This is a genomic window from Nostoc edaphicum CCNP1411, assembly GCF_014023275.1.
GTDB classification, from domain to species: Bacteria; Cyanobacteriota; Cyanobacteriia; order Cyanobacteriales; family Nostocaceae; genus Nostoc; species Nostoc edaphicum_A.
This window is the reverse complement of the sequence record NZ_CP054698.1, coordinates 2,442,157-2,466,439: the sequence shown is the minus strand read 5'-3', so window position 1 is coordinate 2,466,439 and position 24,283 is coordinate 2,442,157. Positions and strand designations below refer to the sequence as shown.

General features: G+C 42.9%; 23 protein-coding genes. 10 read left to right on the top strand and 13 right to left on the bottom strand.

All coding sequences use genetic code 11. From position 1 onward, the window contains the following. Positions 1 to 9: 9 nt before the first annotated feature. Positions 10 to 558, bottom strand: coding sequence for an FHA domain-containing protein (locus tag HUN01_RS12740; RefSeq protein WP_181931579.1), 549 nt, complete (start codon positions 556 to 558; stop codon positions 10 to 12). A 107-nt stretch (positions 559 to 665) separates the two neighbouring features. After that, positions 666 to 1,331: a deoxyribonuclease V gene (gene nfi / locus HUN01_RS12735; RefSeq protein WP_181931578.1), complete on the bottom strand. Its 666-nt coding sequence runs from the start codon at positions 1,329 to 1,331 to the stop codon at positions 666 to 668. 243 nt (positions 1,332 to 1,574) lie between these two features. Between nfi and HUN01_RS12730 the strand changes: the two genes are divergently transcribed. The 6 genes from HUN01_RS12730 (at position 1,575) to HUN01_RS12705 (ending at position 5,298) form a co-directional block, all read left to right on the top strand. Further along, a complete protein-coding gene (locus HUN01_RS12730; RefSeq protein WP_181931577.1) occupies positions 1,575 to 2,096 on the top strand; it encodes a hypothetical protein in 522 nt (173 codons plus the stop codon). 184 nt (positions 2,097 to 2,280) lie between these two features. After that, complete coding sequence (locus HUN01_RS12725; protein WP_181931576.1) at positions 2,281 to 3,306, top strand: DUF4429 domain-containing protein; 1,026 nt, start codon at positions 2,281 to 2,283, stop codon at positions 3,304 to 3,306. A gap of 100 nt (positions 3,307 to 3,406) precedes the next feature. After that, a complete protein-coding gene (locus HUN01_RS12720; protein WP_181931575.1) occupies positions 3,407 to 3,628 on the top strand; it encodes a type II toxin-antitoxin system HicB family antitoxin in 222 nt (73 codons plus the stop codon). Beyond that, complete coding sequence (locus tag HUN01_RS12715) at positions 3,621 to 3,854, top strand: hypothetical protein (RefSeq protein ID WP_181931574.1); 234 nt, start codon at positions 3,621 to 3,623, stop codon at positions 3,852 to 3,854. The genes HUN01_RS12720 and HUN01_RS12715 overlap by 8 nt, the downstream gene beginning before the upstream one ends. Then, on the top strand, positions 3,842 to 4,201 hold the full coding sequence (locus HUN01_RS12710) for a type II toxin-antitoxin system VapC family toxin (protein ID WP_203219534.1): 360 nt from the start codon (positions 3,842 to 3,844) through the stop codon (positions 4,199 to 4,201). The genes HUN01_RS12715 and HUN01_RS12710 overlap by 13 nt, the downstream gene beginning before the upstream one ends. A 131-nt stretch (positions 4,202 to 4,332) precedes the next feature. After that, positions 4,333 to 5,298: an aldo/keto reductase gene (locus HUN01_RS12705; protein ID WP_181931573.1), complete on the top strand. Its 966-nt coding sequence runs from the start codon at positions 4,333 to 4,335 to the stop codon at positions 5,296 to 5,298. Positions 5,299 to 5,332: 34 nt separating this feature from the next. On the opposite strand, the gene HUN01_RS12700 is transcribed toward HUN01_RS12705, so the two are convergent. From HUN01_RS12700 to purC, 7 genes are all read right to left on the bottom strand, one after another. Beyond that, positions 5,333 to 6,586, bottom strand: coding sequence for a DNA cytosine methyltransferase (locus HUN01_RS12700; RefSeq protein WP_420832797.1), 1,254 nt, complete (start codon positions 6,584 to 6,586; stop codon positions 5,333 to 5,335). 19 nt (positions 6,587 to 6,605) lie between these two features. Further along, on the bottom strand, positions 6,606 to 7,772 hold the full coding sequence (gene lpxB, locus HUN01_RS12695; RefSeq protein WP_181931571.1) for a lipid-A-disaccharide synthase: 1,167 nt from the start codon (positions 7,770 to 7,772) through the stop codon (positions 6,606 to 6,608). A 177-nt stretch (positions 7,773 to 7,949) separates the two neighbouring features. After that, positions 7,950 to 8,768, bottom strand: coding sequence for an acyl-ACP--UDP-N-acetylglucosamine O-acyltransferase (gene lpxA / locus HUN01_RS12690; RefSeq protein ID WP_181931570.1), 819 nt, complete (start codon positions 8,766 to 8,768; stop codon positions 7,950 to 7,952). Positions 8,769 to 9,073: 305 nt separating this feature from the next. Continuing rightward, the gene (gene fabZ / locus HUN01_RS12685) at positions 9,074 to 9,598 is read right to left on the bottom strand and encodes a 3-hydroxyacyl-ACP dehydratase FabZ (protein WP_181931569.1); all 525 of its coding nucleotides are present in this window, start codon (positions 9,596 to 9,598) and stop codon (positions 9,074 to 9,076) included. A 99-nt stretch (positions 9,599 to 9,697) separates the two neighbouring features. After that, positions 9,698 to 10,546, bottom strand: a complete 849-nt coding sequence (gene lpxC / locus HUN01_RS12680; protein WP_181931568.1) for a UDP-3-O-acyl-N-acetylglucosamine deacetylase — start codon at positions 10,544 to 10,546, stop codon at positions 9,698 to 9,700. A 205-nt stretch (positions 10,547 to 10,751) separates the two neighbouring features. Further along, on the bottom strand, positions 10,752 to 13,316 hold the full coding sequence (locus HUN01_RS12675) for a BamA/TamA family outer membrane protein (protein ID WP_181931567.1): 2,565 nt from the start codon (positions 13,314 to 13,316) through the stop codon (positions 10,752 to 10,754). A 119-nt stretch (positions 13,317 to 13,435) separates the two neighbouring features. Next, on the bottom strand, positions 13,436 to 14,173 hold the full coding sequence (gene purC / locus HUN01_RS12670) for a phosphoribosylaminoimidazolesuccinocarboxamide synthase (protein ID WP_181931566.1): 738 nt from the start codon (positions 14,171 to 14,173) through the stop codon (positions 13,436 to 13,438). A gap of 686 nt (positions 14,174 to 14,859) precedes the next feature. Between purC and HUN01_RS12665 the strand changes: the two genes are divergently transcribed. Continuing rightward, a complete protein-coding gene (locus tag HUN01_RS12665; RefSeq protein WP_181931565.1) occupies positions 14,860 to 15,135 on the top strand; it encodes a DUF7219 family protein in 276 nt (91 codons plus the stop codon). Positions 15,136 to 15,255: 120 nt separating this feature from the next. Here the strand turns inward: HUN01_RS12665 and HUN01_RS12660 are convergent, their stop codons facing one another. From HUN01_RS12660 to HUN01_RS12645, 4 genes are all read right to left on the bottom strand, one after another. Then, a complete protein-coding gene (locus tag HUN01_RS12660) occupies positions 15,256 to 17,895 on the bottom strand; it encodes a GAF domain-containing protein (RefSeq protein ID WP_181931564.1) in 2,640 nt (879 codons plus the stop codon). Positions 17,896 to 18,051: 156 nt separating this feature from the next. Next, entirely contained in the window at positions 18,052 to 19,182 is a 1,131-nt protein-coding gene (locus tag HUN01_RS12655) for a glycosyltransferase family 4 protein (RefSeq protein WP_181931563.1), read from the bottom strand. A gap of 234 nt (positions 19,183 to 19,416) precedes the next feature. Continuing rightward, on the bottom strand, positions 19,417 to 20,571 hold the full coding sequence (locus HUN01_RS12650; protein WP_069074701.1) for an NAD-dependent epimerase/dehydratase family protein: 1,155 nt from the start codon (positions 20,569 to 20,571) through the stop codon (positions 19,417 to 19,419). Positions 20,572 to 20,748: 177 nt separating this feature from the next. Further along, on the bottom strand, positions 20,749 to 21,270 hold the full coding sequence (locus tag HUN01_RS12645; RefSeq protein ID WP_181931562.1) for a hypothetical protein: 522 nt from the start codon (positions 21,268 to 21,270) through the stop codon (positions 20,749 to 20,751). A 431-nt stretch (positions 21,271 to 21,701) separates the two neighbouring features. Here HUN01_RS12645 and HUN01_RS12640 point away from each other — a divergent pair, with 431 nt between their 5' ends. The 3 genes from HUN01_RS12640 (at position 21,702) to HUN01_RS12630 (ending at position 24,159) form a co-directional block, all read left to right on the top strand. Further along, the gene (locus tag HUN01_RS12640; RefSeq protein WP_181931561.1) at positions 21,702 to 22,055 is read left to right on the top strand and encodes a slr0373 family blue light stress response protein; all 354 of its coding nucleotides are present in this window, start codon (positions 21,702 to 21,704) and stop codon (positions 22,053 to 22,055) included. Between the two features lie 99 nt (positions 22,056 to 22,154). After that, entirely contained in the window at positions 22,155 to 23,666 is a 1,512-nt protein-coding gene (ycf46, locus tag HUN01_RS12635; RefSeq protein WP_069074698.1) for a stress-responsive protein Ycf46, read from the top strand. 142 nt (positions 23,667 to 23,808) lie between these two features. Beyond that, positions 23,809 to 24,159, top strand: coding sequence for a DUF1257 domain-containing protein (locus tag HUN01_RS12630; RefSeq protein ID WP_015136553.1), 351 nt, complete (start codon positions 23,809 to 23,811; stop codon positions 24,157 to 24,159). The last annotated feature ends 124 nt before the right edge of the window (positions 24,160 to 24,283 follow it).

The following is a 24,283-nucleotide window of genomic DNA, read 5'->3' as shown; positions in this document are numbered from 1 at the left end:
CCCCACCCTCTAATTCCTTGCTACTAAAACACTTACTGCCGCAGCTAAAGATGTCCCACACCAATGACAGCCAATTTGTAGATTCTCTCCTGGGGAAACTTTATGACATTTGGGGCATTCTAAGCCATAAACTCCTGGCGGTGGTGCGGGGGGTGTTGATGGATGGTGGTAATGTCCGAGATTTACTGGTGGATTGGGTGGCAGCAAAATTGTTGCTGGAATGCTACCTGTGGAAACGCTAGTAACATTGAGTTTTATTTGTCCCAAAGAGATACTAGTGCCCTGAGTTAAAGGCATTTCACCTTGGACTAATTGCCGTCCATCGATAAGGGGGGGATTTTGCGATCGCAAATTCCTGATATAAAAGCGCTGTTGCTGGTGATGAAAAAATATTTCAACGTGTAAACCAGAGACAGTGGGGTGACTCAGAACAATATCGCACCGGAGGGGGTCACGGCCGATACGGACAGTACCATGATTTTGACTTGGCTGTTGTTCGTAAATGTTCTGAGTTTTATCTTGACCAGCATCATGCCACTGTAAAGTTAGTGTGTTCATTGTTCTAACTTCGTAAATCGTATTTAGCTATTTCAACATCTTCCTGTGCGATTCCTAACACGATTGAGTAGGTGCAAGCAAGTATTTAGAAAAAACTTCAACAAGCTTTATTTCGCCGACGCTAATTTATCAGCAATGCGTGTAGTTTCTGGCAGCCGATATTTTGGCGTGCAGCGTAATACATAGTCAATTGCTGTCGGTAAACTAATTCGATGACCACTGGAGATGTATAGAGGTTTTACTCCTGTGCGCGATCGCAAAACTACCCCAATGGTTTCACCGTTATATATCAGTGGTTGCGTGCTGCCTTTGGTTTCTGCCAATTCCTCATGCTTACCTATCAACCTGGACTTGGCTACACCAATTGTTGGTATATCTATAAGTAACCCCAAATGGCTAGCTATACCTAATCTCCGGGGATGGGCAATTCCCTGACCATCACACAGAATTATATTTGGTGTTGTTTTAATCTTTTCCAGGGCATCGAGAACGGCTGGAATTTCCCGAAATGAGAGGAACCCAGGAACATAAGGAAAGGTTGTAGGACGGTGTGCTAGGCTTGTCTCGATTATTTGCAAATCAGGAAAACTCAGTACTGCGACAGCTGCACGGCTAATTGTTCCATCAGCTTCAAAACCCATATCCACTCCAGCGACGTACTGAATAGGTTCTTGCAGTTGATCCTCAGTAATTACTTGATCTCGCAGCTTTTCTTGGATAACTATGGCTTCTTCTAGCGTCGAGGGCCAAGCATGATCTCGATAAAACTTCATATTTAAAATTTGAATTAAACTGATTAATATTAATCCTATTAATTTGGCAAGCACAAAAACACTAGTTTTTGATTTAAAAACAGAGAAAATATAATTTTTGCAAAAGTCTGTGAAAGACTATCTTTATAGTAGACATTTTAGCCCAGCTTAGTTGATATCTTGCATCATAATGTTACTTAAGGCTGTCAAGAGGGAATCCTGAGAATATAAGTTTATTTTCCCAGAGTTTTTCTTTTACTGGTTATGACACAGCCAAATATTCTAAAGCTTGCAAGACAGGGAGATTCCCAGGCGATCGCATCTCTAATGAACCGCCACCTACACGCCAAAGGGATCACTGCAACAGTTGCCTTTAAAGATACTTGTTTAGAGGTAATGCTAGAATCTGTCCAAGTACCAAATCAGCAAATTTTAGTTCCATTTATCCGCAAAGGGTTAACAGCTTTAGGGGCTGCATCTGTTGAAGTAGTGAAAGTTTATGGACAACAAACTGGTAAAGAGTTTCCAGCTTGGAGTAAAGAGTTTGATTTGGGCATAATAGAAGCTGAAATAGAAGCAGTAGATAATGAACAGTCTTCTATTAATCCTCAAACTCTAACTATTTGTATTAACTTAAGCGGCGATACTGCACAGGGATTAACAAACCAAGATTTTGAATTTATTGCCAATCAAATAAGTACTGATATTTTATCATCTTGTACCGACGTTTTTATTCAAAAAGTAAGTATTAGCAATGGTAGCTCCGTGATTACAAAAGAACGCTAGTATATAATTGCGCTCACGCAGAGACACAAAAAATAGTCTGAAAGCGGTGTTTTTTCAATAAATATAATAAATATAAGTATATTTTCAATATAAGGCTTCAAAGATTTGGAAAATGTTGCTTTTGCCTGTGAATAGGGAAACCTGAGATAGAAGATATTTTCTCAGTTTTTCGGATTTATTGGTTATGACACAGATGAATCTTTTAGAACTTGCTAAACAGGGAGATGCACAAGCGATCGCATCTCTGATGAACCGTCAATTACAACCCAAGGGTATCACTGTAAAAGTAGCGCTCAAGGATGCTTGCTTACAGGTAATGCTAGAATCCGCCCAAACACCAAATCAGCAAGCCTTGGTTGCATTTGTCCGCAAAGGTATAGTTGGCTTAGGTGCTGCATCTATTGAGAGAGTAAAGATTTACGGACGACAAACAGGCGAGGAATTTCCAGCTTGGAACCAAGAGTTTGAGTTAGTAGTAGATGCTAGTTCAATGCAGTCCTCTATCAATACTTATTCAATTTTCTCCAATGACCAGAACCAACAGCTAGAGTCACCTGTAGTTACTCATAGAAATTTGCAATCGAAAATTGCGTCAGAAAACTTAAGAGATAATAATATATATTACGAAATTGAAGGCAGTAATGGTCAAATACGATTAACTCATAATCGTATAATTATTTCAAGGAAAGGAACAACCGCATTTATAACTCAAGGACTTAAAGGTGATAAGGAAATTCCTATTAGTCGAATTACAGCTATGCAATTTAAGCGTGCTGATGCTTTGACAAAAGGATACTTACAGTTTTCTATCCAGGGTGGGATTGAATCAAAAGGCGGAGTGTTTGCAGCTGTAAGTGATGAAAATACTGTTATGTTCAACGAGTTAGAGCAACTTGAATTTGAGGAAATAAAGAGATATGTTAATAGTGTAATAGATACTGATCCTCTTGCTTTTGATGAACTTAGATTTTTAGAGCTTAAAACACTTAGAGAATTAAGAGTTAAAGATAACAAGGAAGCAGCAGAAAAAGTAATAACGTCAGAGAAAATTTTCTGGGACAAGAAAAAAAAGCTATTACTTATAGCTACGATTGTATCTTTTGTTTTTGTTTCACTTGCACCGAATGGTTCTATTTTGCACGCTTTTGCTGGAATTTCATTAATAATAAGCGGTGTTTTTCTCTGTATGGCTTGGATTAAAAGTCAGTAAAAAAAAACTAGATATTGTTTGCAAAAACAAGAGCGCACCTCAAAGCTAAACTAGAAAAAGTAGTGCGTTCGCTCGACTATATGTATCAAAATAAAACCCTATGAAGACCAAAACATTAACTGCTATTCTTCACAAAGAAGAAGATATGTATGTTGCTGAATGTCCTGAAGTCGGAACAGTTGACCAAGGTGAAACAATTCAAGAAGCTCTTGCTAATCTTAAAGAAGCTACAAGGCTATATCTAGAAGAATGTCCTTTGCTTGACATTGATCCTGATGAAATGGGATGTTCGACACTAATGAGGATAAATTATCATGCTTAATGGACTCAGACAACAGGCGATCGTCAAACCTGGCGGTATAGTAGAAATCTGTTCTCCAGAACTTCCAGCAGGTGCAACTGTCGAGGTGATAGTCCTTCTGGAGTCACCCCCAGAGCATTCTAAAAAACCTCTAACTAGCTTTCTCGGATCTGCTAAAGGTAGTTTTGCGACACCTGAAGAAGTGGATAAGTTTATTCGCCAAGAACGAGATGCATGGGAATTCTAGATGCCATTCAAGGCACACGGATCTACCTCGATACCAACATTTGGATCTATGCTGTAGAAAGATATCCCGCATTCATCCAAGATTTAACTGAGTTATTCCAAAGTATTGACCAAGGTAACTTGAGTATAGTAACTAGTGAATTATCACTTGCTGAAGTATTGGTAAAACCTTTCCAAAATCAGAACTTAGCTCAACAGACAACTTACAAACAACTGATTAACAATTCTCAGAATTTAACAGTGATTCCTGTCAGTCGTCAGATTTTAATTGAAGCTGCTCAACTGCGTGCCAGTATTAACATTAAATTACCAGATGCTATCCATGCAACAACAGCACTTTTGGCTTAATGTTCTACTTTTCTAACTAACGATCGGCGCTTTCAGAGCGTCCCTAATCTATCAGTAATTTTTGCTTTCTAAGATTAATTCTCCTTAGCTAAGATATTAGAATAAAAGTAATTTCGCCCCCGAAGCCAATCATGACAGAAGGAAAAACGCGGCGTAATTTCCTAATTACCAGCATTGCTGTGACTAGCGGTATTGTGGCAACTAATGCCTTACAACAAAATACTACCAACATCGCAACACCGCCAGCAATGATGCCAGAACGGTTACTGGGACGCACGGAAGTAAAACTCCCTATCTTTGGTTTAGGAGGAGCAGGACAAACGCCGCTATCCTGGGAAGGAAAAGAAGGTGATGCTGTGGCAATTATTCAAAGAGCTTTAGAACTTGGCATTCGCTATTTTGATACAGCCGCTAGTTATGGGCCAAGTGAAGATTATTTAGGCAAAGTGCTACCACCCCATCGCTCAAAGCTGTTTCTAGCAAGCAAGACTGATCAAAGAGATCGGGATGGAGCATGGCGAGAATTAGAGCGATCGCTTAAACGTCTCAATACAGATTATCTCGATTTGTGGCAATTGCATCACGTCTCTTTTTCTGAAGAACTCGACACCATCTTTAGTCCATCTGGTGCAATTAAAGCTTTAGAAGAAGCCATACAACAAAAATTGGTGCGATTTGCAGGTATTACCGGACATCACGACCCTCAAATAATTGCCGAAGGGTTACGTCGCTATCCTTTCCACACTACACTGATTCCTGTGAATGCCGCCGACAAACACCACCCACGTCCATTTATCCCAGTAGTTCTACCAGTTGCTCAAGAAAAAAATGTCGGTGTGATTGCGATGAAAGTCCCGGCTTATGGGCGGCTGTTTAAATCAGGTGGTTTGACAGGTATGGAGCAAGCTTTAGGTTACACAATGTCTCAGCCTGGAGTTCATTGTTGTGTAATTGCCGCAGAGACAGTCTCACAATTAGAGAATAATGTCAAGATAGCGCGGGCTTTTGTGCCTCTTAAAAAGGAAGAATTAACAGCGATCGCACTGGCAACTGCTAACATCTGGGAAGATAGCACATTTTTCCGTGCTTGGACTTAGCCCAACCTTGCACATATTACAAAGTGTATTCTTCTTAGTCACACTGATAATATTGTGCCGCTTGCGACATATTAAATTGTAATAGCTTCTCCTCTCCCAACTTGTATCGGAAACTCGGCTTAAAAGGCGAAATATTCAAACTGCGAATAATTTCTGACGCCACAGCCTTAGCTAGTAACGGTGGTACAGAGTTACCAACTTGCCGAAATCCGTGCCATTTGGTTACATGAAATCTAAACCAATCTGGGTAAGAGTGCAATCTCGCCGCTTCCCTGACTGTGATACAGCGGGGCGTAATCGGATGAATCGGTCTAGGAGATGTGAAAGAACCTCTGTATTTGTCTGTTCCGGCTCTTAAAGTATTACAGACACCAGCAGGATGGAGCTTATAAAAACGACTAATTTTTTCTCTCTCGCCTTGTTGAGTCTCCTGGAAACGTTGAATAGTTTCCGCAGAATGCTTTGTTCTTAAACTTGAAGAAAGTATTCGCAAATCATATTCACGTTTGTAAGAATAATCATCCTTGAGGCATTTAAGACCGCGAAGGATAAAAGCATAGTTGCTAGGTTTTTCGTATTCTGCTACAACCCAATCTCTTGTTAGTAACTCAGGATATTTTTCTATTTCAGGTAAATCTCTAATTGCATCCCATACTGTAGGACTTAATGGAATATCAGATTTTTTTTTAGAATTTAAATTATTTGGTAATGCTTGTTTAGTAATTGGTTGAGGGTATTTCGGTAACTCTACATCCTCCCTTGCACCTATAAGAAATAATCTCTCACGGGACTGTGGTACTCCATAATTTGCAGCGTTGAGAATTTGGTAGTTTTCTTCTACTTTATAGCCGTAGATTTTAAATTCGCTAATTAAGCTTTGGAGGATTTGTTTATGTTCACCAACCGTTATCCCCCGGACATTTTCCATCACAAAAAATTTCGGTTTTAGCTCAAAAACTAGCCGATGAAAGTGAAATACCAAAGAATTTCGGGGGTCATCAACAGCCCGTTTACCGATTAAAGAAAATCCTTGACATGGTGAGCCACAAATTACCACATCAATTTCGCGATCGCCAATCTTAGACCGATTCCTAATTTCTTCCCCAGTTGTATCCACAACACTTTTACATAACACTGAGCAATAAGGGAAGTTAAACTCATGTGTTGCACAGTGGATCGGGTCGATTTCCACAGACGCCAGTACATCAAAACCAGCTTGCTCAAAGCCAAGAGTCATACCGCCCGCGCCAGCAAACAAATCAACTGCGATCGCTCTTTGTTTTTTCATCTCATAAGCCATAACACCTCTAAAGGGATTGGGGCAGCATTTGCAAAATTTCTTGAGCAGCGCGATCGCACACTCCAATTTCTCCCAAACTCTGCCGCATTTCCTCATAATCTGCCAAAGTTTGCTCTCTGCGACTGGGATTGAGTAGCAGTTCCATCGCTGCTTGGATAATATTCTCTGCTGTGGCTTCCTCTTGTAAAAATTCTGGCACAATTGGCTTCATCACTACTAAATTGGGTGGCGATGCAAAGCTTATAGAACCTTTGAGCATTTTACGAGCTATCCAAGCAGTCAGGGCACTGAGGCGGTAAACTACAACTTGCGGCACGTTTAACAGAGCCAGTTCTAGGTTGACTGTACCAGATTTGCTAATGGCTAAATCAGCAGCAGCAAAAACTTCCTTTTGTTGACCTGATACAACTGTAGCCCGCAAACCGTAACGCTCAATAGCCTCCTCAATTGGCTGTCTATAGACTTCCAGCGATAGGGGAATCCAGAAACGAACTTCAGGTAATTTAGCTTGAATAGTTTGGGCGGCTTGAAAAATAATTGGTAAAAGATATTTTAGTTCTTGGCGGCGAGAAGCGGGGAGGAGTGCGATCGCAATTTCTTCTGGTGCAATCCCCAGTGTTGCACGGGCTGCTTCCCTACTAGGAGCATCTTGCATTCGGTCAACCAAAGGATGCCCTACCCAACTAACTTTTGCCCCTTGCTCACGAAAATAACGCGCTTCCTGTGGAAAGATTGCCAAAAGCTTATCTGTAAAACCAACAATCCGGTTAGTTCTACGCAAACTTAATGACCAAGCCCACTCTTGGGGAGCAATGTAATACACCACAGGCACATCTGGTAACTGCCGTTTCATGTAAGTCCCAATTCCTATATTCGGACTCATGTAATCGATCAGCACCACTAAATCAGGTGGATTTTGTTTTAAGGAAGCGATCGCCTGACGTTGCACCTGGAGAGTCGGTAAAATATAAGGCAGCCCTTCTAAAATACCCATTGAGCCAATACTACTAGTATTACCCAGTAAAATTGCCCCAGCCTCTACCATTTTTTCCCCACCCAGCGCCACAATCTCTAATTCCAACCCAATCACTACAGCTTGACGCTTCAGCGCTGTAATTAGTAGCGACCCTTGTAAATCGCCAGATACTTCGCCAGTGCTGATAAAAATCCGCATTTGATAATTGGTAATTAGTAAAAACTTAGGAATGAATAGTTAGAAGTGAGGAGTTAAGAGTGAGGAGTGAAAAATTCAATTCATCAACTCATAACTCCTGTAGAGACGCGATTAATCGCGTCTCTACTCCCACCTTTTGTACAGACGCGATTAATCGCGTCTCTCCTAACTCATAATTCACGATTCATCACTCGTGCCTTTTTTCCCTCTACCGGGAATCAAGCCACGCCTTCCTGGCATCTGAGAAAGTAGCATAAAGCGGCGCAGATGTTGCAATTCTTCGCTATTCCCTAACAATTCCAACTGTTCCAAAGCATCCTTAAAGGACAAATCAGAGCGGTAGAGAATGCGGAAAGCTTTTTTCAGCATTTGCAAATCTGTTGAGTCCATACCAGACCGTTTGAGTCCGACAAGGTTGAGGGTTCGCACCCGCGCTGGATTTCCCTCCACGAGCATATATGGAGCCACATCCCGGTCAATACGTGCCATACCTCCCACCATTGCGTGTCTACCAATATGTACAAATTGATGGACACCTAAAACCCCACTCAGCCTAGCGCGTGATTCTATATGAACATGACCTGCCAACGCCACAGAGTTAGCAATCACAACCTGGTCTTCAATCACGCAGTTATGAGCCACATGGACATAAGCCATTAGTAAGTTACCATCACCAATTACCGTCGCTTCACCAGCACCGGTCGCGCGGTTAATGGTAACGTACTCACGAATCAAGTTGTTATCACCAATTTTGACCCAGGTTGGTTCTCCCACAAACTTGAGATCCTGGGGTTCCATGCCGATGGCTGCACCTGTAAAAATCTGATTTTGCGCCCCAATTTCACAAGGCCCCTCTAGCACTGCATGAGCGCCGATTATTGTTTCAGGGCCCACTTTGACATGCGCTCCAATCACAGCATAGGCACCGACTTGCACTGTATGGTGGAGTTCCGATTTAGGATGAATTACAGCAGTTGGATGAATTAGCGTTTTCAAGGGTGAATCTCCAGAACTGTCTTGATAAGTCAGCGCCAGGTAGGGTTTTTGAGGCAGCGTGTTACTCTGGTTAAGAGAGTTGTACAGACTACCGTCCTATCGAGGCGACTGGTAGAGCGTAAAGTATTTCAGTGAACGAAAGTGTCGGGCAAAGCAAGTTAAGTGTGTTCGAGTAGCATCTCGTAAAGAGGGCGTCGAAAATCAAGAAATTATCAGATGCTGTTGTGGATTTTTTTTAACTGTTATCCTTTTTCAGGATTCAGTTGGGGCATTTCACGGCTATGCCAGACCACGAAAGCAAACTTTTAGTTAACTAGAGAAAACATTAATTCCCCTTCACAAGCAAGTTGACCGTCAACTTCGGCACGACCTTGCATCTTACCGAAACGACGTTGTTTTACCCATAACAGTTCCACTGTCATGACTAGTTGATCCCCCGGTACGACCTGGCGGCGAAAGCGAACTTTATCGATACCAGCGAAGACAAACAGCCCGCCTTCTACCGAAGACATTTGAGTTAGGACAATGCCCCCAACTTGTGCCATTGCTTCGACAATTAACACCCCTGGCATCAGTGGACGTTCAGGGAAATGTCCTTGGAAATGGGGTTCGTTGATGGTGACATTTTTAACGCCAACTGCTTTTTTACCTGGAACGTAGTCAATTATTTTGTCTACAAGTAAAAATGGGTAGCGGTGGGGTAGCAATTTCTGAATTTCTTCAGATGTGAAAGTCGTTTTAATCACAGAACTGATTGTAGTCTCATTTATAGCCTGTGTTTCGGTAGATGTAGTCGTATCGATGGTATTCACTTCAGTGAGAATTGACATTGGCCGTGTAGTTGATTTTTCATTTTAAAGTTAAGTAGGCAGGCGTATATCCAAAGCCTTAATAATCCTGGATTTTAAGCTTTAGTTCTAATCCAAAATCTAAAATCCTAAATCTAAAATTCTTTGAGCCAGTTGAATGTGTAAATTATGACTGGCTTTATACGCCAAGAAATGAGCACGAGGAAAAGTTCCTAGTAAACTTAAATCTCCTACTAAATCCAAGATTTTATGACGGACTGGCTCATTTGCAAATCTCAATGGTGGATTTAGCCAGCCTTCTGGTCCACAAACGAGTGCATTATCCAAACTACCACCTTTGATCAACCCTGTTTTTTGTAAGTGTTCAATTTGATGCAATAACCCAAAAGTACGAGCAGGAGCAATTTCCGCAGCAAAGCTAGCAGAAGCTTCTCCTAGTTCAGCGGTTAGTGACCAACTATGCCATTGATTACCAATGGCGGGCAGGTTAAAATCAATACCGTAACTAAAGCGGGTTTCTGGTGCTGGGAGAGCAGATACAAAGGCATCCTCTTGATAAACCCATATTGGTTCTGTAACAGCCAAGGGAACTTGGTTGTTAACGGGTTGTGATACTAAACCAACTTGGGCAATGTTGGTTGTCCACACACTTGCTGAACCATCTAAAAGTGGGACTTCTGGACCATCAATTTCAATCCGGGCATTATCCACGCCCATACCCGAAAGCGCTGCCAACAAATGCTCTACCGTGCGAACAGATACCTCACCCTTACCCAACTGAGTTGAGAGAACAGTGTGACTAACTGCCCCAACTTGGGCTGGAATAATCGGCAAATCGGGTAAATCCACGCGCACAAAGTAACGTCCACTTCCCGCCTCAGCTGGTAGTATCCGTACCTGAGTACTCACACCGCTATGCAGTCCCACCCCTATTTGGGTGATTTCCGCTGCTAGAGTGTGTTGTTGCATAGCCGAAAAGTCAATATATTTCCTTTAGTATTGTTCATCGTCTGTTTTGGTAGAATCCCTGATATTCTCCTAAAAATGTCATTAATCCCTTTATCGGAACAGTATTGAGGTAAATGTAAAAATTAGCAAGCTAATCCAAAAAAGATAATTGTCATTTGTCCTTTGTCCTTTGTCCGATTGTGATTCACTAATGACTAATGACTAATTAAAACCTTTCGCCAATACCGAAATTAATCCGGCTATCACCATCATCGTTAATACCGTAGTCAATCCGAATTGGCCCCAGTGGAGACTGAACGCGAACGCCAAGACCATAGCCGAAGCCACTACCATTTTTGTTCAATACTTCAGCCGCCCTAGTACTAGTTCCCAAGTCGGTGCCGAGATCAAAAAATAGTGCGCCGCTGACTACTGAAAAAACTGGAAACCGATACTCAACTGATGCTTGCACATAAGAGCGTCCACTACCTAATGCTCCTTCTTCATAACCCCGGACGGAATTGCTACCGCCAATGGTAAAGGCTTCGTAGGGAGGCAAGTCACCAAGGATAGTTCCTGCTTGCACATTAAATGCTAAAGTTTGTGCCCCTTTAGTGAGGTTAATCAATTGGACAGGTAAATATTGGCTGTAGCTACCTCGCAATCTGGTAAGGAAAATATTACCTTGTCCCACAGGCACTGACTGGTCTACCCCGAAGCGGAGATAAGAACCGCTAGTGGGTTGCAGAGGGTTATTACGGAGATCGCGCTGTGCACCTAGTTGCAATAGCACTAAATCATCTTCACCTGAACCAGAGAAGCTCAATGGAACATCTGTTCCGGGGATAAGGTTGCCATTATCATCGAATACTGCACCATTTTCTCTGACATCGCCCTCGGCATCACGGGCTGAAACTCGTTGATACTGGAAACCCGCTGAGGCAGTCCATACTGAACTTTTGTAGGGATTAGCAGATAGGGGACGGGTAAAGGTGACACCACCACCTAGACGGAGAATACGGGGGCGATCCTGAGAATCTGTATTACTAGGATTAACTGGGTCAAATGTTCTAATATCTTGATCTTTGCCATCAAAAATCAACGAAATGGAACTACGGCGGAAAAGATTGGTTGTGTAAGAAGTCCGGTAAGGATCTCCCGCAATCCAGGGGTCTGTGAATCGCAGGTCAAACAGCAGTTCCCGTTCTCCCACCTGCACTTCTGCCCCAAGTTTTTGGTTTCTACCGTTCAGATTCTGCTGTTGATAGCTAACTGTTCCAAAAAGTCCGCTAGCAGAACTAATCCCTGCCCCAGCCGCAATAGAACCACTGCTACGTTCAGCGACATTCACTACTACATCTACCTTGCTGGGGTCAGTACCAGGGTCAAGGGACACATTCACATCTTCAAACAGTCCCAGTCCATACACGCGCTGTAAGTCTCTTTGGACTGTGTTGCGATTGAATACTTGTCCTGGCTTCAACTCCACTTCTCGTGTAATGATGTAATCTTGTGTTCGTCCCCGAATAGGTTGTCCCTTCTCGTCTGTCTCCTGACCATCTTTATTGCGGAATCGGACTCTAATATTCTCTACTACCCCTTCTGCTACTTGTAAGGTAACAACTCCACTTTCAGAGACTTGTGGCGCTCCAATCACGTTGGCTAGTACGTAACCTTGGTCTTGATACCGCTTATTTAACTGCTTGATGCCTTCTTGCAAGTCACGCAAGTTGAGGATTTTGCCATACTGATCCTTAAATACTTCATCCACAGTATTAGCTGGGAGTACTGAAGCGACACCAGTGCCAGGATTGGCTTGCACTTCTACTTTGCTCAGGACGGGGTTAGGCTGCACAACAAAGCTCACCCGCACTCCCAAGGGGGTATCTTCTGGCGCTGCTTGGACGTTGGAGAAGAAGCCAGTCCCAAAGATGGCGTTAATATCTTCTTGGAGTTGGCTGCGGGTTGTCGTTTGTCCTGGTTGGGTACGAATTACTCTGTAAACTTGGTCTTCTAGTTCTGATGATAGTTGCCCAGTCTGTGATCTAATTACTACTTCCGACACTAATACACGGGGGTCATTGGCTTCTGGGGCTATGTTGGGTTGTGTATTTTCTGGAGTAGTGCCTGGGGCTGGGGCAGGTGTTCGTTGTTGACTATCTGGAAATGGAATGTCGGGAGTGGTAGATGGCTGTTGAATATCTCCTGGAGTTCCTGGGCTTGGGGCAGGTGTTCGTTGTTGACTACCTGGGAGTGGAATATCAAGAGTGGGAGATGGCTGTTGAGTATCTCCTGGAATTGTGGGTAATACAGGTTCTGTTACAGGGGGATTGACATTTTCTGGGACTGGAGTTGTCTCAGGAGTTGGGGAAGGCGTTGTTTGTTGAATTTCTGGCGGTGGAATGTCTGGAGCGGGAGACGGCTGTTGAGTAGGGCTAGGAGTTATTTCATCAGGGGTTTGTGCCGTTTTTGATGTTGTGGAGGTTGGCACTATTAACCCTGGGGTCGCATAGGCGTAGCCCAACCCAGGCATCGCTGCTGGATTGGCAGGATAAACTGCAACAATGCGGGATTTCTCCGCCTCTATAACACCAGTGGAATTAGGTCGAGATTCTAGACTTTTACTAGAGTCAACCTGACCTGTGTCCTTTTCTGGCTGCTGATTTGTTTCTAGTGTCAAAACTTCTGTTGTCTGTTTTGAACTGTTGGCGGTTTCTGCATTTGCACTCAAAGAACCGCCCAAAGGGACTGTAATTGCTACTACTGCCAGCAATACGGGAGATAAACGCATTTTACTTATGATTCCTCTTCACGACCACACACCATCAAAATTAGTCATTAGTCATTGGTGAACAACAAAGGACAACTGACAAATGACAATCCACACGAGTTTAATTGATTTTTACCCACTTAACTATTACTCTCTACTGCTTTTAGTACTCTTTGTAAAACCTCCTGGTAAGCATCCTCTACATTTCCTAAGTCTCGGCGAAAACGGTCTTTGTCCATTACCCGGCGGTTTAAGTCTTTTTCTGCGGTATCCCACAAACGGCAGGTGTCGGGGCTAATTTCATCTGCCAAGAGCAACTGCTGTTGTGAGTCCAAACCAAATTCTAGTTTGAAGTCTACTAGAGTAATGCCGCACCGCTGCCAAAAATTATTGAGAAATTCGTTGATTTGCAATGCAAGATGTGTAATTGCGTCTACTTGTTCCGCAGTAGCTAGTTCTAGCAGGTATAGGCGATCGCGTGTCAACAATGGATCTCCTAACTGATCGTTTTTGTAATAAAACTCTACCAAAGGCTGTTTCAGAATTGTACCCACTGGTAAACCTGTTTGCTGACACAGACTACCAGCAGCAATATTTCTGATCACCACCTCTAAGGGTAAAATCTTTACTGCTCTCACCCGCATCTGATTCGGGGCAGGGCTATCGATAAAGTGAGTCTTTACACCATAAGCCTCTAGCTGTTTAAAAAGCTGGCTGGAAATGCTACAATTTATTTTTCCTTTCCCTTGGATATTGCCACGTTTTTGGGCGTTAAACGCCGTGGCGTCGTCCTTAAAATCAGCCAACAGGATTTCCGGATCGTCCGTTGTATAGAGAATTTTAGCTTTGCCTTCGTATAACTTGGAATTAACAGACATGGTGGCAGGTAAAGTTTTAGGCGATGGACACAAGTTGTCCTTTGAGGCTTCACCATTTTATCTTTAGTTATTAACTATTAGCCATTGTTGAAGAGGAAGCGGATCTACCGATAATTGGGCAGAGGAAAACAAGGGAAATAAAAGGGACAAGGAGAACACGGAAAATAACCATGCCCAACGCCCCTAAGATTGCTGAATCTGACTTCTCACGGGTTCTGGAAAACCTCTGCTAAATATTCACTACTAAATCTCTAACTTTTAACAGAGGACAATTAGCTTTGGTATCTAGTATATTCTGCTAAGTAGTTTTACTGTTTAAACTGTAGCTATTCTTGCGGGTAAATTTTAGCAAGATATACGGATATGCTTTAATTGTTTTTGACTCCGGGTTTCGACTGAAGTTAATTACAATTGGAACTTCATAAATTAAGATGAGATAAATTGACAACTGGGAGGAAAATCAAATATTCTCTCTAGTTACTTTAGCAGAAACTTTTTTCTGTAACATTTACAACAAAAGTATTTTAAGCTTTCTCCTTTAGTATCAAAATCTGAGTCAACCAATTCCTACATCACCAATTGAAAAAGGAGTTGAATGATTTGATTTCCCCAAGTCTGACGAAAGTAAAGATCAAGGCAGCTAGTGAGTCAGCTTAAGAGATCCAAACACAAAGTAAATTGAATAAATGGAAAAAAACATAGTGAACAAAGATGATTTTCTCTTTCCTCGTGGCCGCTACTACGGTCAGGTAAAGCCAGAAAACTTGGTTTTTAATGCAAATCTACAGGAATTTGCCCAGCGAGTAAGCTACATTTGCAATTTAGAAACAGGTGGAAAACTGCCTCCTGGTGAAGCTTACAAACAAATAAAGGAACTATGGAAACAGTTGAAACACTCAAAGAAAGAACTGCGAATTGGCGAAGACCCGTTTCAGGATGACCAGGGAGAGGTTCAAGATTGAAGGCGAGATGCAAAGATGGGGGAGAAGTAGGGAGCAGGGGAGTAGGGAGCAGGGGAGCAGGGGAGCAGGGGAGCAGAATTAATAACCAATTCCTCATGCCCCATGACAAAAGACAAATGACTACTTCGTAAGCATTGTCCAGACACCATCCCAGTATTCTGGGGGCGGCGTTTGTTGATAATTATGTGCACGTTCTAGGTGGATATCAACAGCTTGGTCTTGGGGTTGGATGCATTTGGCGGCTTTAAAACTGGCGATCGCTTGTGAGAAGTTGCGCGATAAATAAGCCGCGCGTCCAGTATGATAGTGAAACAAAAACTCTTGGATTTTGGCATCTAGGGGAGTATTGCGATCGCCAATTAACTCGTAGATATTAACTGCCTGGTGTTTCCCTTTGACTCGGATTTTATCTAACTGGCGCACCCAAATGCGATCGCTGCATAATTGGTAAGTAAATTCACTTAAAAGAATATCACAACCATAATCCTTGGTTACCGCTTCCAAGCGCGAACTCAAATTTACGCCGTCCCCAATTACGGTGTAATCCATCCGTTTGCGGGAACCAATATTACCCGAAACCACATCCCCAGAACTAATCCCAATACCAATACGAATTTGTGGCTGCGCCTGGACAATTCGCCGCTGGTTAAATTCCTCTAGGCGGCGTCGCATATCTAATGCTGACTGTACAGCCCTCCACGCATGATTTTCTGTCAGTGGTAGCGGCGCACCAAATACCGCCATTAAGGCATCACCAATAAATTTATCGAGAGTGCCTTCATAGTTAAAAACTGCCTCCACCATTGTTTCAAAATACTGATTGAGCAGCAATACCACTTCAGCTGCACCGAGATTTTCCGTAAGTGTTGTGTAGCCACGGATATCAGAAAACAGAATGGTTACTTCCTTGCGTTCGCCTACCATTAAAGCATCTTCCCCTAAAGCCATAACTTGTTCGGCTACATGGGGCGTCAGGTAGCGGGACATGGTAGTTTTCATCCGTTTTTCCTGACTAATGTCTTCCAATACCACCAAACCACCGCGGACACCGCCTTCTGGGTTAGTTAGGGGATTAACAGTGAGATTGATACTGCGCTCTAGTGTTTGTACTTCATCAGCGGTGAGAAATTCAGATTGGGGAGTGAGGGGTAGATTCCAGGGAATGAAAAAATCGGGGTTAGTGCGATCGGGTACTGCTAAGATTGAGTGCTGAGTGCTGTTAATGGGGCTTTTAGCCCGTGCTGTTAGTGGTAGCGTAGCGTTGAGCCAGTGCTGAGTTTCAGTCATCACTCGACATTCAGGAGTCAGAACTTGATAAAGTCCCAGTATCAAACTTTGCTCTGGCACATAATGTTTAGCTCCAGTTTTTAAACTATCTTCTAGTCGCATTTGGAGATTTTCAATTGGCACAACTTCCCAAACTAAGCGGCCAATCAAATTTTGTTCCCACAACAGCTTGTTGTTCTTGCTATTAGCATCTCCTATCGGACAACCCAGCAATTCCAGGGCCGCATCATTAATCGTAACAATCTGTCCTGCCATATCTGTAGAAATCACAGCATCTGACAGACTTTGTAAAATATCTTTTTGATACTGTTTTTCTAACAGCACATTTTCAAACAGGCGGGCATTTTCTAAAGCAATTCCTGCCTGAATATTAAAAGCCCGCATAAATTCTTCATCAGAAGCAGTAAAACTGCTTTGTTGCTTATTAATTAATTGCGTGACCCCAATCAATTCATTTGCAGAATTAAATACTGGCAAACACAGGATATTGCGAGTAACATAACCAGTTTTGCTATCTGTCGTTGGGTCAAATCGGGGATCTTTATAGGCATCAGAAATATTTAAGGCTTCACCAGTGGAAGCTACATAACCAGCAATGCCACGGTTAGCCGGAATGCGGATTTCTATCAAGTTTGTGCCATCCGCTGCCGCTGCAACTTTCGTCCAGAGTTCGCTCATCTCTTTACGATATAAAAACAGCGTGCTGCGGTCTGCTTGCATTAAAATCCGAGCTTGCTCCATGACTATCTGCAAAGTTGCTTCTAAATCAAGACTTTGGCCCAGTGTCTGAGTTGCCCGCAACAAAGCCGTTGCGCCTCTTTGATTACGAGCGGCTACATAAAAAGATTGGCAGCTTTCCAGAATAATACCAATAGAAGCAGCAAAGTCTCGAAAACGTTCTTCATCATCATGATTAAATGGAACATTCCCGGTTTTATTAGCCAGTTGCACTACCGCGACAGTCTGGTTTTTGCTACTAATAACGGGCATACATAAAATATTACGGATTTTGTAGCCCATTTGTTTTTCAAGTTCTGGGCTAAATAGGGGATGAGTATAAGTTTCAGATATATTGAGATATTGACCGGTACTGGCAACATGACCGGGGATACCCACTGTAATGGGAGTACGAATTTCTAAGAATTTTTGGCTATTATCTTGAGGAACTTTTGACCACAATTGACCTTTGTCATAGTCAACTAAAAAAATGGCTGTGTGTTCTGCTTGCAGTATTTGACCAATTTTGAGTGTGATAGCTTCTAGCACCTTCTCCAACATAGTTTCTAGAGCTTCATTATTGATCAGTTCAATGGCTCTAAGAAATTGCTGGAACTCAGCTGTTATGAAGTCGAGTAAGCAAACAAATTCATTAACAGATAAGTCTTTGACGCGACGCAGTAGAGCGTGAGTACGATTAACTTGAGTCAGTTCAGTTAATGTAGCCAAGACGCTGCCAGGATTGGGGAGTGTCACGTTGCTTCGCTCCGAATTAAAAATTCAAAATTCAAAATTAATAATCCCCATAAATAAATGGGCTTGTATCATAAGTCTGTTTTGGGCATAGCACATAGGGCATGGTTATTAATTCTTCTTCCCCTGCTCCCCCTGCTCCCTCATCTCCCCACTCCCTTATTTTGCTAACTGTTGAGAAAATATTACCTTTTGGTAATAATCTTGTAGCTGCCTGGTGGCAGCTGCCCAACCCCAACTTTCTGCTTCCTGGCGAGCATTTTGACGAATGATGTCTCGTTGTTGTTTTTGTTCTAAGAGGCGGACAGTAGCAGCTAACGCTCCTTGAACATCTGCTGTTGGCTCAAAAAGATATCCATTGACTCCATCAGTCACAATATCAGGAATTCCCCCCGAACGGGCTGCTACCACCGGACAGCCAGCTGCCATTGCTTCTAGTAATACTAAGCCTAGTGTTTCTGTACGGGAGGGAAAGATAAAGGCATCAGCACTGGCAAAAGCAGAACCTAACTCTTGCCCCATGAGATACCCAACAAAATAAGTGTTTGTGCCAGCAAAGTGTTTTTCCAGTGCTTGACGGTGGGGCCCATCCCCAACCAATGCTAACCGCGCTTGGGGAATTGCCTCTAAAATTGGTTTGATGCGCTCAATTTCTTTTTCAGCAGAAAGCCGCCCAACGTAAAGTAGCAATGGACTTTGTGGATGGTTTTGTGATAGCTGCGATCGCATCTCTACATTAGCTAAATCGGGGTGAAATAATTCCGTATCTACCCCACGCTGCCATAAATCTACACGTTCAATACCGTGTGCTGTCAGTTCCTCTATCATTGCTGTGGAGGTACACAGATTCAAAGCTGCTTGATTATGAGCGCCTTTCAACAGTTCCCAAAGAACACCTTCCAGCATACCCAAGCCATAATGCTGGAGATATTGGGGTAAATGGGTATGGTAAGACGCCACTAAGGGTATTTTGAGGATTTTGCTGTAGAATATGCCTGCTAAACCCAAAACGGCTGGATTTACGACATGAATAACATCTGGCTTAAACTCTTCTAAAACATAACCAATAGCTGGGCGGGGTAATGCCATTTGCAATTCTGGATACAATGGCAGAGGAAAGCCACTAACGCCGTAAACTTTAGCGCCTTTGTGTTCTGTGATGCCTCCATCAGGGGCAATCACCATCACTTGATTACCACTACGCTGTAGATGATCAACAGTATGGCGTAGGCGCGTTACAATGCCGTCAACCTTGGGTAAAAAGGTTTCGGTAAATAGAGCAATTCTCATATAAAACTATTCAGTCCAGGCAGATAATCTCAGCTTAAAAGTGCATTTTGCTTTAAACACAGAATAAACTGTCTCGTGTGCTGCAATCAATTTTGCACAGTCAAAATAACTGTAGTAAACGGCAATATTTAGTAGTAGCTGGACGATACGCCTGATAAATAATTACTGGTTGGTCGTCATATTGTGCTAAAATACGACGACCAATTTTAGACCCACGATTTACTGGGGTTTAACTTAATTTCTGTGCCAAGAGACTTTAGGCAGAATTTGTTTGTGATCAACTCGTTTCTGATACTTGATGGCAAAGTTTAGCAGAGAATCGAGTAGAGAATCAGAGAGCAAGTGAGGCTGTAAACCTAAATCGAGCAATTTTGTATTTTTAGCGTTGAAATAATGTTCTTCTTTTTCAACTCTGGGATTATCTAGGTGATTGATTTCTACGCTCAATCCCATAGCGTTACCAGCTTTTTTCACCATCAAGGCCAAGTCGCCGACGCTGAATTGTTCGGTAAATTGGTTAAATACGCGGAATTCACCTGGTTGTGCAGGGTTAGCGATCGCTAATTCTACACATCTTACTGTATCCCGAATATCTAAAAATCCGCGAGTTTGTCCACCTTTACCGTAGACAGTTAAGGGATGTCCAATTGCTGCTTGAATACAAAAGCGGTTCAGTGCTGTACCAAACACACCATCGTAATCCAGGCGATTAATCAATAGTTCGTCCATTCCCGTCTCTTCGGTTAAGACGCCATAAACTACACCTTGATTTAAATCTGTTGCCCGCAATCCCCAAATTCGGCAAGCAAAGTGGATGTTATGACTATCATGGACTTTGCTTAGATGGTACATTGAACCGGGCTGCTTGGGATAAGGTAGGGTATCCTTGCGTCCATTGTGTTCAATGGTGATATACCCTTCTTCTATATCGATGTTGGGTGTACCGTATTCGCCCATCGTTCCCAGCTTCACCAAATGACAGTCCGGGAAATCTTCCCGCATGGCGTACAGTAAGTTCAACGTCCCAACTACATTATTGACCTGGGTAACAACTGCATGTTCTCGGTCAATCATGGAAAATGGGGCCGAACGCTGTTCGCCAAAATGCACCAGAGCATTTGGCTGAAATTGCTGTAATGTTTTATGGAGAAACTCGTAATTCGTAATATCGCCGATGAACAAGTCGATCGATTTACCCGTCAAATCTTGCCAGCGCTGGAGACGTTGTTGAATTAGTGCGATCGGAGTGAGAGTTTCAACACCAAGTTCATTATCCCAGTGCCGCCGCACCAAACTATCTAAAATTCCAACTTCATAACCTCGATTGGAAAGGTAAAGAGCAGTTGCCCAACCGCAATATCCATCACCACCAATAACCAGGACTTTCATCTTCACCAGTTTTTACTCGCTGATAGCTAAATCTATCAGGTTTCTGTACCCTCTTAATCATCATTTTGGGGGAAATGTGGATTTTGGGGAATTGGAGAGTGGAGAAGAAGTAGGGAGTAGGGGAAGCAGGGGGAGAAGCGGGAGAAGAATTCACAACTAATGTCCAATGCCCATATTTCAGAACTTTAAAATCCGATACTGCTGGGCAATGTAATAAAACAAACGATAGTAATCTGGAAATTCTTGGCTCTTGCTTCGTCCCTGCAAATAGTATTTCACTTGACTCTGAGTTAGTGTCAGTGTCATTGAACCTACTTGTTGATCAACTTCTACAACCATTACCCCAGATACTCCTTGGGCGGTCTGAAAGTTGTGTTTCATCTTTTTTACAGATTCTTGAGCATTTGGTAGCTGATGACTTGCCCACCCCCGAATTTCCACTGAGTTATCCTGTGGTGAAATAAACGCAATTCCATCACCATTTTCTGAGGCTGCTAAAGAAGTCCAGTTACTCGGATATGGAAATTCAAAGCCATAACGGGAGTTGCTATAAGTTTTCCAGGCGATCGCTCCGGCGTTATTAAAATCATTTGCAGTACAACCCCACAGGATTATTAACAGGGCAATGACTCCGCTAACACTGGCGGCAAACCGATAAATTATTCGCCCCAAACTACAAGTTTTATTAGCAGTCGCCATTTACATTACACATTTTGTCAAAGTCACTGATTTTATAGAAATACCAGAAACTCAGAGATTGCACCATTCTCAATCAGCCAACTAGTACCGCAAGGCGGAATTAAAAATTAAAAATAGAAGATAGCGTAAGGGTTTTGTTGATTGGGAATGGGTGGTTTATTTCCGCCGTGCTGTACTAGTAGTCTGCCACATTAGATTTGTAGTCAGCGATAAATCGCTCAATTTCAAGGGTTAGAGCCACTGACTACGAACCACAACCCATGAAATTTTCTGCTGTATACAGTTGGTGATGGCTATTTATAAATAGCATCTCAATCGAGAATGTAAACGAATGTAACAAAATTGGCGTCAAAACGCTTTACTGTCTTGACAACTAATAAAAGAACCTATAACTTGATATACATACCCGGGTAAGACCGTTAAAGAGTTATATGCAAACGCAAACTAAGCAAAAGGTCACTTTGTATTTATCGCCAGAGTTGCACAAGAAACTGAAGATTCGTTCAGCAGTCGATTCCGAACCAATGTCAGAGCTTGCCGAACGTGCCCTCGTTTTTTACCTATCTAATTCAGAATTGGTTGACGAGGCAGAAGATTCTTCTTATGGGCGGACTCATAGAGTTTATTCATGCCCAACTTGTGATAGTTCACTAGTCTTACGTGATGGGGAACTGGTTGCTTTGGGCAATCAACCAGGATTAGTTGGTCAAGAGCATCTTTCCATTGATGAGATGGATCAAGATGAAACCAATCCCAAAGGTGAGGAAGAGTTAGTTCCTTGCTAAATAATAGATAGGAATTATGAATTATTCATTCATGATTCGGTTGTCTTTACCAGAAGCAATGTCTCTACTGTCTCTATAAGGTCTCAAGTAGGTCGAAGTATGAAAGAAGAGCTCAATATCCTAATTCAAGCTCAATACCCTTTAATCTACCTTGTGACCTCCGAGGAAGAGAGGGCCGAGCAAGCAATTTCCACAATCGCTCAGTTGTTAAAGCCCCAGCGCCGAGTATTTATTTGGACAGTAACACACGGGATTGTGGAGTATGGTCAACCCCGGAATGTCACCCAACATAATACCGTGTCCCCAGAGGCGGCGATTGAGTGGATCATCCGCCAGAAAGAACCAAGTATATTTATTCTTAAAGATTTACATCCCTTTATAGATGCGCCTGCGACTAACAGATCGTTGCGTGATGCGATCGCTAGTTTCAAAGGTATGCAGAAGAACATCGTTTTGATGTCTCCGATGCAACAAGTGCCTATAGAACTGGAAAAGGAAGTTGTCGTTCTCGACTTTACCCTGCCAGATATGGTTGAGTTGAATAAAGTACTAACTCACCATATAGAGCAAAATCGTGGTCGGCGGCTGACAACAGAAGCCAGAGAAAAACTACTCAGAGCCGCTTTGGGTCTAACTAAAGATGAAGCTGAGAAAGTCTACCGTAAGGCACAGGTAACAACAGGGCGATTGACGGAAGATGAAGTAGATATCGTTTTATCTGAGAAAAAGCAGCTAATTCGGCGCAACGGCATCTTAGAATACATTGAAGAAGATGAAACCATTGATGCTGTAGGTGGCTTAGAAGAGTTAAAAAGATGGCTCAAGCAACGCTCTAACGCTTTCACAGAAAGAGCCAGAGAGTATGGTTTGCCTCAACCAAAGGGGATGTTAATTCTAGGTGTTCCCGGTTGCGGTAAGTCATTGATTGCCAAAACTACTTCCCGGCTGTGGGGTTTACCACTGTTGCGGTTGGATATGGGGCGAGTCTACGACGGCTCAATGGTGGGACGAAGTGAGGCAAATCTGCGAAACGCCCTGAAAACAGCAGAATCTATTTCTCCAGCAATTTTGTTTATCGATGAATTAGATAAATCCTTTGCTGGTAGTGGAGGTTCCTCAGATTCCGATGGGGGGACTTCAAGTAGAATCTTCGGCTCTTTCCTCACATGGATGCAAGATAAGAAATCACCAGTGTTTGTCATGGCAACCGCCAACCGTGTAGAACGCTTACCTGGCGAGTTCTTGAGGAAAGGACGCTTTGATGAAATTTTCTTTGTGGATCTGCCAACACCAGAAGAACGGCAGGATATTTTCAATATCCACCTGACGAAACGCCGTGAAGACATCTCTCGATTTGATCTTGAGCAACTAGCTAAGATGTCTGATGGCTTTTCTGGGGCAGAAGTTGAGCAAGCGATCGTTGCGGCAATGTATGAAGCTTTTGCCCAAGATCGGGAGTTCACCCAACTAGATATTATTGCTGCACTGAAGGCAACATTGCCGCTGTCTCGAACGATGCAAGAACAAGTAACGGCTCTGAGAGATTGGGCCAGACAGCGCGCACGCCCCGCAGCATCCTCCGTAGCTGAATATCAGCGAATGGAGTTTTAAAAGCTTTCCTCTGCCATCCCAGGGGGAAAGGCTAGCTGAAAATGCTAGCAGTTATAAGAAAAGCCGCATCCTAATTAAGCGCGGCTTCGCCCAAAACAAACCGTTGTCGTTTTTCTCAATCTTCTCATTGGAGGAAACCCAAATGTCTCACTTTAGCACCCTGCGTACCAAGATCACCGATGCCGAAATCCTCAAAGCTTCTTTGCGCGACCTCGGTATCAGCGTAAAGACTGAAGCTGATGTCCGTGGTTATAACGGTCAGCGTGTCCGTTCTGACATCGTTGCCGTGTTGGAAGGCGAATATGACCTCGGCTGGTCTCGCAATAGCGATGGTTCTTTTGACCTAATCGCTGACTTGTGGGGCGTTGCTAAAAAGCACAACCAAACCGAGTTGATCAACTCAATCAACCAAAAGTATGCCGTTAACAAAACTTTGGCTGAAGTAAAACAGCGCGGTCTGCAAAACGCCAATGTGAAGTTGGTATTGCAATAACAATTTCTCTGCGCGTTCCCAAAGCTGCACGGGTTAACCATATAAATAGCGGTTAGCCCGCTTTTTTATCGGGACTGAGAAATAAATCTCAGTCCCGATTTTTATATCCATATACCAAATCTTT